This is a genomic window from Corynebacterium jeikeium, assembly GCF_000738175.1.
In the GTDB taxonomy this organism is placed as follows: Bacteria; Actinomycetota; Actinomycetes; order Mycobacteriales; family Mycobacteriaceae; genus Corynebacterium; species Corynebacterium jeikeium_C.
In genome coordinates, this window is sequence record NZ_JFCH01000054.1 from 148,478 (window position 1) to 155,755 (window position 7,278).

Annotated in this window: 7 protein-coding genes and 2 tRNA genes; 4 read left to right on the forward strand and 5 right to left on the reverse strand. The window is 59.4% G+C overall.

The features are described from left to right. Positions 1–2: 2 nt before the first annotated feature. From JQ46_RS08875 to thrE, 4 genes are all read right to left on the reverse strand, one after another. Complete coding sequence (locus JQ46_RS08875) at positions 3–503, reverse strand: META domain-containing protein (protein ID WP_011273043.1); 501 nt, start codon at positions 501–503, stop codon at positions 3–5. Continuing rightward, the gene (locus JQ46_RS08880) at positions 503–1,969 is read right to left on the reverse strand and encodes an alpha,alpha-trehalose-phosphate synthase (UDP-forming) (protein WP_011273044.1); all 1,467 of its coding nucleotides are present in this window, start codon (positions 1,967–1,969) and stop codon (positions 503–505) included. The genes JQ46_RS08875 and JQ46_RS08880 overlap by 1 nt, the downstream gene beginning before the upstream one ends. 32 nt (positions 1,970–2,001) lie before the next feature. Beyond that, positions 2,002–2,400, reverse strand: a complete 399-nt coding sequence (locus tag JQ46_RS08885; protein WP_011273045.1) for a hypothetical protein — start codon at positions 2,398–2,400, stop codon at positions 2,002–2,004. Positions 2,401–2,469: 69 nt separating this feature from the next. Beyond that, entirely contained in the window at positions 2,470–4,065 is a 1,596-nt protein-coding gene (gene thrE, locus JQ46_RS08890; protein WP_011273046.1) for a threonine/serine exporter ThrE, read from the reverse strand. Between the two features lie 231 nt (positions 4,066–4,296). Here thrE and JQ46_RS08895 point away from each other — a divergent pair. The 3 genes from JQ46_RS08895 (at position 4,297) to JQ46_RS08905 (ending at position 5,199) form a co-directional block, all read left to right on the forward strand. Further along, positions 4,297–4,369, forward strand: a tRNA-Thr gene (locus JQ46_RS08895). A 47-nt stretch (positions 4,370–4,416) separates the two neighbouring features. Beyond that, positions 4,417–4,490 (forward strand) — tRNA-Gly (locus JQ46_RS08900). A 190-nt stretch (positions 4,491–4,680) separates the two neighbouring features. Next, the gene (locus JQ46_RS08905; protein WP_011273047.1) at positions 4,681–5,199 is read left to right on the forward strand and encodes a ClbS/DfsB family four-helix bundle protein; all 519 of its coding nucleotides are present in this window, start codon (positions 4,681–4,683) and stop codon (positions 5,197–5,199) included. Here the strand turns inward: JQ46_RS08905 and JQ46_RS08910 are convergent. Further along, positions 5,168–5,854: a zinc ribbon domain-containing protein gene (locus JQ46_RS08910; protein ID WP_011273048.1), complete on the reverse strand. Its 687-nt coding sequence runs from the start codon at positions 5,852–5,854 to the stop codon at positions 5,168–5,170. The two genes, JQ46_RS08905 and JQ46_RS08910, sit on opposite strands and share 32 nt — an antisense overlap. Positions 5,855–5,974: 120 nt before the next feature. On the opposite strand from JQ46_RS08910, the gene JQ46_RS08915 reads away from it, so the two are divergent. Beyond that, the gene (locus JQ46_RS08915; protein ID WP_192817224.1) at positions 5,975–7,213 is read left to right on the forward strand and encodes an IS256-like element IS3506 family transposase; all 1,239 of its coding nucleotides are present in this window, start codon (positions 5,975–5,977) and stop codon (positions 7,211–7,213) included. Positions 7,214–7,278 lie beyond the last annotated feature (65 nt).

The window sequence follows — 7,278 nt, forward strand, 5'->3', positions numbered from 1 at the left end:
GCTTAGCCCTCCTTCGGACCGCTAATGAACTCGACCGCAGGGACGGACTGCCAATCCTGCTTGTCCTTCGGCGCGGACTGCTGCAGTTTCAGCGAGTTTTCGGCGGGGCGGGTGTAGGTGAGGTTCTGGTCGTTGAGGACGGCCTTCAAACGGTCGGCCGTATCCTCGTCGCCGGGCAGGCACTGGGCGCCGTCGATGCGGGAGCTGGAAAAGCCGCTGATGCGCATGCCCTCGTCCTTCCACTCCACGTTGCCGGTCATGTGCATGCAGCCGCTGGTGCCGTTCAGCGAATCCTCTCCGAAGATCAGGAAGCTACGGCCCTGCTGGGAATCCGGAAGCATGCCACCGCGGGCCTGCGTGTCGTAGATGGCGGAGATCTGCCACTGGGAACTGCCGAGGGGTGCTTCCGTGTCCGAACAGGAAGTCAGGCCGGCCAGGGTGGTGGCGCTGAGAGCCAGCGCGAGGACGGTAGCGCGGCGGGGAGTGCTGGTGGTACGGCGCATTATTCGACCTCCCGAAGTTGCTGCAGGAAGGCATTGGCCCAGCGGTTCACGTCGTGTTCCTGCAGGTGATCCCACATCTGGCGCATGCGACGAACCTTGTTGACCGGGGCGTCCTCGATGGCCAGCTGCAGAGCATCGGCGATCGATTCCACGTCGTGCGGGTTGCATAGGTACGCCTGCACCAGCTGGGTGGCCGCGCCTGCGAATTCCGAGAGCACCAGCGCGCCCGAACCGTCCGAGTGGCAAGCCACATACTCCTTGGCCACCAGGTTCATACCGTCCTTCAAAGGGGTAATCAGCATGACGTCCGCCGCGGCGTATAGTGCCACGATTTGCTCGAAGGGCAGGCCGGAGTGCAGGTAGTGGATCAGCGAGCGCCCCAGGCTGCCGTGGTTGCCGTTGATGCGGGAGACAATGGCCTCCACCTGCTGGCGGGTGCGCTGGTAATCATCCAGACGTTCGCGCGACGGGGTGGCGACCTGCACCATAGCTACGTCTTCCGGGGTCAGCCGGCCGGAGTCCAACAGGAACTCAATGGCCTCTAGTCGGTGCTGGATGCCCTTGGTGTAGTCCAGCCGATCCACGCCTGCGATCAGCACCTTCGGGTTACCTAGACGGGAGCGCAGGTCACTAGCCTGGGCCAGCACTGTTGGCTGGTTCGCTTGGGCGTTGACCTTGGCAGAGTCAATAGAAATGGGGAACACGCCGACCTTGACCTGCCGTCCCGATTCCAGGGCGACGGTGCCGACCACGTGCGCGCCCTCGGGCAGCCGGGCGCCGCGCAGGTAGTTCGCAGATTCGGAATCGTCCATGATCTGCACCGAGTAATCCATCGCCCGCAGCGCTTCCATAAAGTTCCGCGCGGAATCCTGCGTGTGAAAGCCCACCACGTCCGCGCCCAACGTGCCCTCCAGCACCTGGCGGCGCCACGGCAGTTGACGGAAAAGCTCCGGAGCGGGGAAGGGGATGTGCAGGAAGAAACCGATGCAGACATCGTCGCGCAGATCGCGCAGCTGGCCGGGAACCAGGTGCAATTGGTAGTCCTGCACCCACACGGTCGCATACTTGGCCGCGACGTCCGCCGCTGCCTGGGCGAAGCGCTGGTTGACTTGCTGGTAACGCTCCCACCAGCGCTTATCGTAGGTGGGATGCACGATCAGGTCGTGGTACAGGGGCCACAGGGTGGCGTTGGAAAAGCCCTCGTAAAACTGCGCGAAATCCTGCGCATCCAGGTTCACCGGAACCATGTGGATGCCGGCGTCCTCCGGTGCGGGCATGTCCTCGGCTGCGACCTCATCCGTCGCCCCTGGCCAGCCGATCCACGCGCCACGATTCGATTCCAACACCGGCTTCAGCGCTGTGACTAGCCCGCCCGGGGAAGGTACCCAAGTGACCTCCCCGGTGGAGCCATCGACGTTGCGGTCGACGGGAAGGCGATTGGCAACAACCAGAAAATCGGACTGCATGTGTATCACCCGTGTCGGTGCAGGTAGGCGGTTTACTCGCTAGCCTTGGTAGCCTTCTTTGCCGCCTTTTTAGTGGTCTTCTTGGCCGCCTTCTTCGTCGTTTTCTTGGCTGCCTTCTTAGCGGCCTTCTTCGTCGTCTTCTTTGCCGTCGACTTCTTGGTGCTCTTCTTCGCCGACTTCTTGGCAGCCTTCTTGGTGGTCTTGCGGGTGGACTTCTTTGCTTCCTGCTCAGCTTCCTCCAGCTCAGCTACCACTCGGCGGTGGATCAGTCCTTCCGGCTCCACGCCCAGCATGCACATCAGCGTCGCGGCATCGAGGAAGTCCTCGGAGTAAGTCGCGACGATGCGCTGCGCTGCCTGCGCGGTTTCTGCTTCCACCGCATGCAGGGATTCATTGTTGGCGGAACGGTTGTCGGTGACCTTCGGAGGCACGAGCCTGACCCCATTTCTACACAGTCGACGTACGGAACTTAAGTCTCAACTTTAGATATTTTACGCGATTTACTGTTCGCCCGTTCCTGCCGGGTGGTCTTCTTGTTGCTGTAGCTCGCTTTCGGACGCCCGCATCTTGCTATCCAACTGCCACATACTCTTCGACACGTTCCTTCTGCGCCTACGCCAGTGCAGGGGCTGGCGAACTCGGCCGTCGGTACCCATCCGAGGCTTCGGCTGGGACGAACGGCGCGAACCCACGTGGGGGCGTCGTAGTTGCTTGTAACGGTGCAGGATCCGCGGGCGACGAATACGGCGTGCAACCCACTCGCCGAGTACCACGCCGGCGGCCAGAGCAGTGGCGGTGGTCAGGGCAAGACCAAGGTTGGACATGCCGATGACGAACTGATCGTTCAGCACCGAGCTCATGCCACGGTATAGCGCCAGACCCGGCAGGAAGGGGGTAATGCCCGCAGCAGCCGTGATCTGCGGTGGGATCATGTAACGACGGGAGAGCAGACCACCGGCGAGGCCGACGACGAGGGCAGCCAGAGAAACACCGAAGGTGCCAGGCCAGTTCAGCAGATTCGTTACGCCGAACAGGGCGACAGAGGCGATCAGGGCGGTCAGGCTGGCGACCACCGTGGCGCGCCGCTCGCAGAAACAGGCGCTACAGAAGAAACCGGTAGCGACAGCGCCGGAGATGATCTGGACCGTGACGGACCCCAACACACCGGAGGTGTGCGAGGTATCCAACGGTGGCAGCGTGATGCCCATAACGGCCATGGTTTGAATACCCGCCGCGATGCCGGTGATGATGCCGCCGGTCTGTAGCAAGGTCTCGTAGAAGCGCGCCGCAGAGGTCACCGGGGCGCCAGTGATGCCGTCTTGCAGCGCCTGCACCAGCGTCAACCCCGCCAGCAACGCGACGATTGAGGAACCGATAATTAGAGAGGGGGGAAGGTAGAAATCTATTCGATCGGCAATCGAATAGGTCACTGCCGCTGGGATCACCGCCGCGAAGCCGCCAAGGACGTTCTGGAAGAACAACGGCAGAGACTTCGAGGCCAACCAGGCGTTGGCGAACATCGTGAAGATCGTGGTGATGCCCGCAACCACCGCCACAGCCCAACCACCGCCGAGAAGCAGCGCAACGGCGGCGGCGAACCCGCCCCAGCTGGCCAGAGCGTAGCGGTTGCGATAGGGCAGCAGGGAAGTCTCAATGTCGAAGAGGATCTTCTGCGCCATCTCCAGCGGGGTGGCTCCCGCGACGATCGAACGGATCAGCCGGTCGACCTCCGTGATTCGGGAGAAGTCGGTTGATAGCTGCCGCACGACGCGGAACATATTTGTCGGCGGCGTGTTTTCGTTGAAGCGCGAGTAGATGTGGATCGTGTTCAACGTGATGTCGACGTGCGTGTTGTTCAGGCCGTAGGCGCTCATAACGCTTCGGATCTGGGCCTTCGTATCCGAGTTGCTAGTGCCCGCGGTGAGGAGCTGGTCGCCGATACGGCTGGCGAGGTCCATCACTGCGTGGATCTTTACAGGGTCGGAAAGATCCACCGGCGCCAAAGGGGATGGCGGCGGTGCTAGGCGGATAGCATCGATCGTCGCTCTGTTGCCGGAAAACAGCAGGTCAGAGCTCTTTCTCAGTGCTCTCGACATGAAACTAGGCACTCCCACACCGTACATCGGGGTAAAGGGGTTTTCACAAGTACCCGTTCCCCCAGGTGGGATGGGGCAGCAGGGGCGAGTTTTACTGTTCGGAGGTGCGGCTTGCTAGGCTGGGAAAGTCCATTGCCCGTGGGTGCGCCCTATGAGACCCTAGAAGGTGCTAGAAGGCGCTAGAAAACTCTAGAAAGCTCTAGGGGTACGCGGGTAGAAAAGTGGGCAAGTGCTGGAGTGGCGCAATCGGTAGCGCAACGGTCTTGTAAACCGTAGGTTGCGAGTTCAAGTCTCGTCTCCAGCTCATCTAGCCCCGGTGCGATTAATCATCGCGCTGCTGGTGCTGGAACTGCCGGCGTAGTTTAGTGGTAGAACATCAGCTTCCCAAGCTGAGAGTGCGAGTTCGATTCTCGTCGCCGGCTCCACTTAGACGTCGGATTTGATAAGTACCCTTTTGCGTTAGCGAGTATCGCTTAGGGGGGTGTGAAAAATCGCTTGCGTTAGCGGGTTTGGGTTTTGCGTTAGCGGGTATCTTGTTTGCCCTAGTAAAATGCGTATTCAGGGTTTAACGCGCTAACGAAGCGTTAAACCTAAGGCCGTTTCACGAGGAGGTGTGTGGTGAGATCGTATGCGTCCGGCGATGAACTAGCCGCAGAGATTACTAAGCGTGGCGAACTTTTTATCGGCGAGTTCGTAGGCGTTCCTGGCGATGGTTGGGACCGGCTGGTTGACGGTGTTGACCGCACGCCCCGGCAGATGATCGCCTACCAGCTTGGCTGGATGGAATTACTGCTCGGCTGGGAACGTGACGAACAAGCCGGTCTTGACGTGGTGACTCCGGCACCTGGTTTTAAGTGGAATCAACTGGGCGGATTGTATGAATCGTTCTACCAACGCTGGGAGCAGGTATCTACTGAGGATTTGATCGACAGGTTCAAGATCCTGCTTGGTGAGATAGTCAAAATGGTGGGCGGTCTAACCGAATCAGAATTGTTTAGTTCGGGTCAGCGTGCGTGGGCTTCTTCCACCCCGTCGGCGTGGCCGGTGTGGAAATGGGTGCATATCAACACCGTCGCGCCATTTACGACGTTTCGCACCAAAATCAGGAAGTGGAAGAAACTGGCAGCCTGCTAGCAATAGGCACGGTGATTTCAGTGCCGATTCTGAAGACGAACTGGATCTCGTTGGCTCCGATAACGGCATGGTCGATAAGCGCTGTCCACTGGGATGGTTGAAAATGCTGGATGGGCTTGTCGGCCAACTGGGTGTAGGCGGTTTTGATCGCAGTGGCCTTGGCACTCTTGGCAGCAATCTCGGCCTCGATGGCTTGTTTGCGGCCCAGGGTTTTCTGGTATCGCGCTTCTAGCTGGGTGTAGCGGGCGAGGTATTGGTCCTGGTCTTGCGCTACCCGCTGATTTTCTGCAACCAATGATTCAATCTCGCTGGCAAGAGCGCGGATTTTCTCGTCTAGGCGCTTGGACTCCGCTTCGAGCTGGTCTGTATTAAACATGGCGTCGATGACCTGTGGTAGGTGGCTTTGTCCGCGATATTGTTCAGCCAGCTGGTTTAGCGCGGCGAGGAACGCGGTCTGGATTTGCTCATCACGCAAGGTAGCGGTCTGGCAGGGACGGGGATGGTCGTATTTTTGGTTGCACCGCCAGATCGTGTGCTTGTATTTAGTGTTGGATGCCCAGGTTTTGCGTCCGTACCAGGATCCGCAATCTGCGCATTTGAGTCGGCTGGCAAATAGGCCGATTTTGGAGCTGTTGGTTGCGTGGCGGGTGGCCAACGGTTGCGTCCCTTAGTGTGGTGTAACGCTTGCTGATGGTGGGTCCCGGAAAGTAGTGGGCGGCCACCGCCAGTTAGCCTTTCGACTCAACTACCACATCTCACCGAAAGGCCTATGACGATGACCGCTGCACCGTATTCTATCGACCCGACAACCTATCTGGATGATTTGCTGGCCCAAGCGTCTCCGGATTTGATGCGCCAGATGCTGCAAGGGTTTATCAACCAGATCCTCTCCGCCCAGGCTGACACCGTCTGCGGCGCCGAATACGGAGTTGTATCCACCGAGCGGGTCAACCACCGCAACGGGTATCGCCACCGCGACCTTGACACCCGTGTCGGCACGATCGACGTGGCGGTGCCGAAACTGCGCCACGGCGCGTTCTTCCCAGACTGGCTGTTAGAGCGCCGCTCACGAGCAGAACGAGCCTTATCGACTGTGATCGCCACGTGCTACCTTAAAGGGGTTTCCACCCGCAGGATGAATGATCTGGTGGCTACGCTTGGGATTTCCAGCATGTCGAAATCGCAAGTCTCACGCATGTCAGAAGAACTCGACGACATGGTCGCAGACTTCAAAAACCGCCCACTAGACCCCGGCGGGTACGCCTTTTTATCGTGCGATGCGCTCACGATCAAAGTCCGTGAAGGCGGCCGGGTGGTCAAATGCTCAGTGCTGCTTGCCACCGGAGTCAACGCCGACGGGTATCGCGAAATGCTCGGCATGCACGTCGCCACCGCGGAATCCAACGCGTCGTGGAAAGGCTTCTTCCAGGACTTAAAAGCCCGCGGACTTACTGGGGTATTCCTTATCACAAGTGATGCCCACGAAGGCATCCAGCACGCCATTTCCGAAGTGCTGCCCAATGCGTCGTGGCAGCGGTGCCGCACCCATTTCGCGAAGAACCTCTACGAAAAGGTCCCGAAAACACAATGGCCGATGGTCTCTGCGATGTTCCAGACAATCTTCCAGCAACCTGACGCCACATCCACTTGGGCTCAAGCCCGCGAAGTTGTCGACCTACTGGAGCCGAAATTCCCTCACGTCGCGGCGTATTTGGAGGAATCACTCGATGAAGTACTGGCGTTTACCGCAGCGCCGAAACCAGTCTGGACGAAGGTGTGGTCAAACAACCCCACAGAACGGTTAAACCGTGAGATCCGCCGGCGCACCGACGTCGTCGGCATTTTCCCAAACCGTGAATCCATCATCCGGCTTGTCGGTGCGGTCCTAGCCGAGCAACACGACGACTGGATCCAACAAAAACGCTACATGTCACTGACCGCACTCGAACACACCAAGCACCTCATGCACCACCCAGGAGAACATCGTGACGACCACCACCAGCTAACCGCCTAACCAAGCCCCGAACTTCATATCGAGCCGAAAGCACAAACGGCTACACCACTACACCGGACTTGACC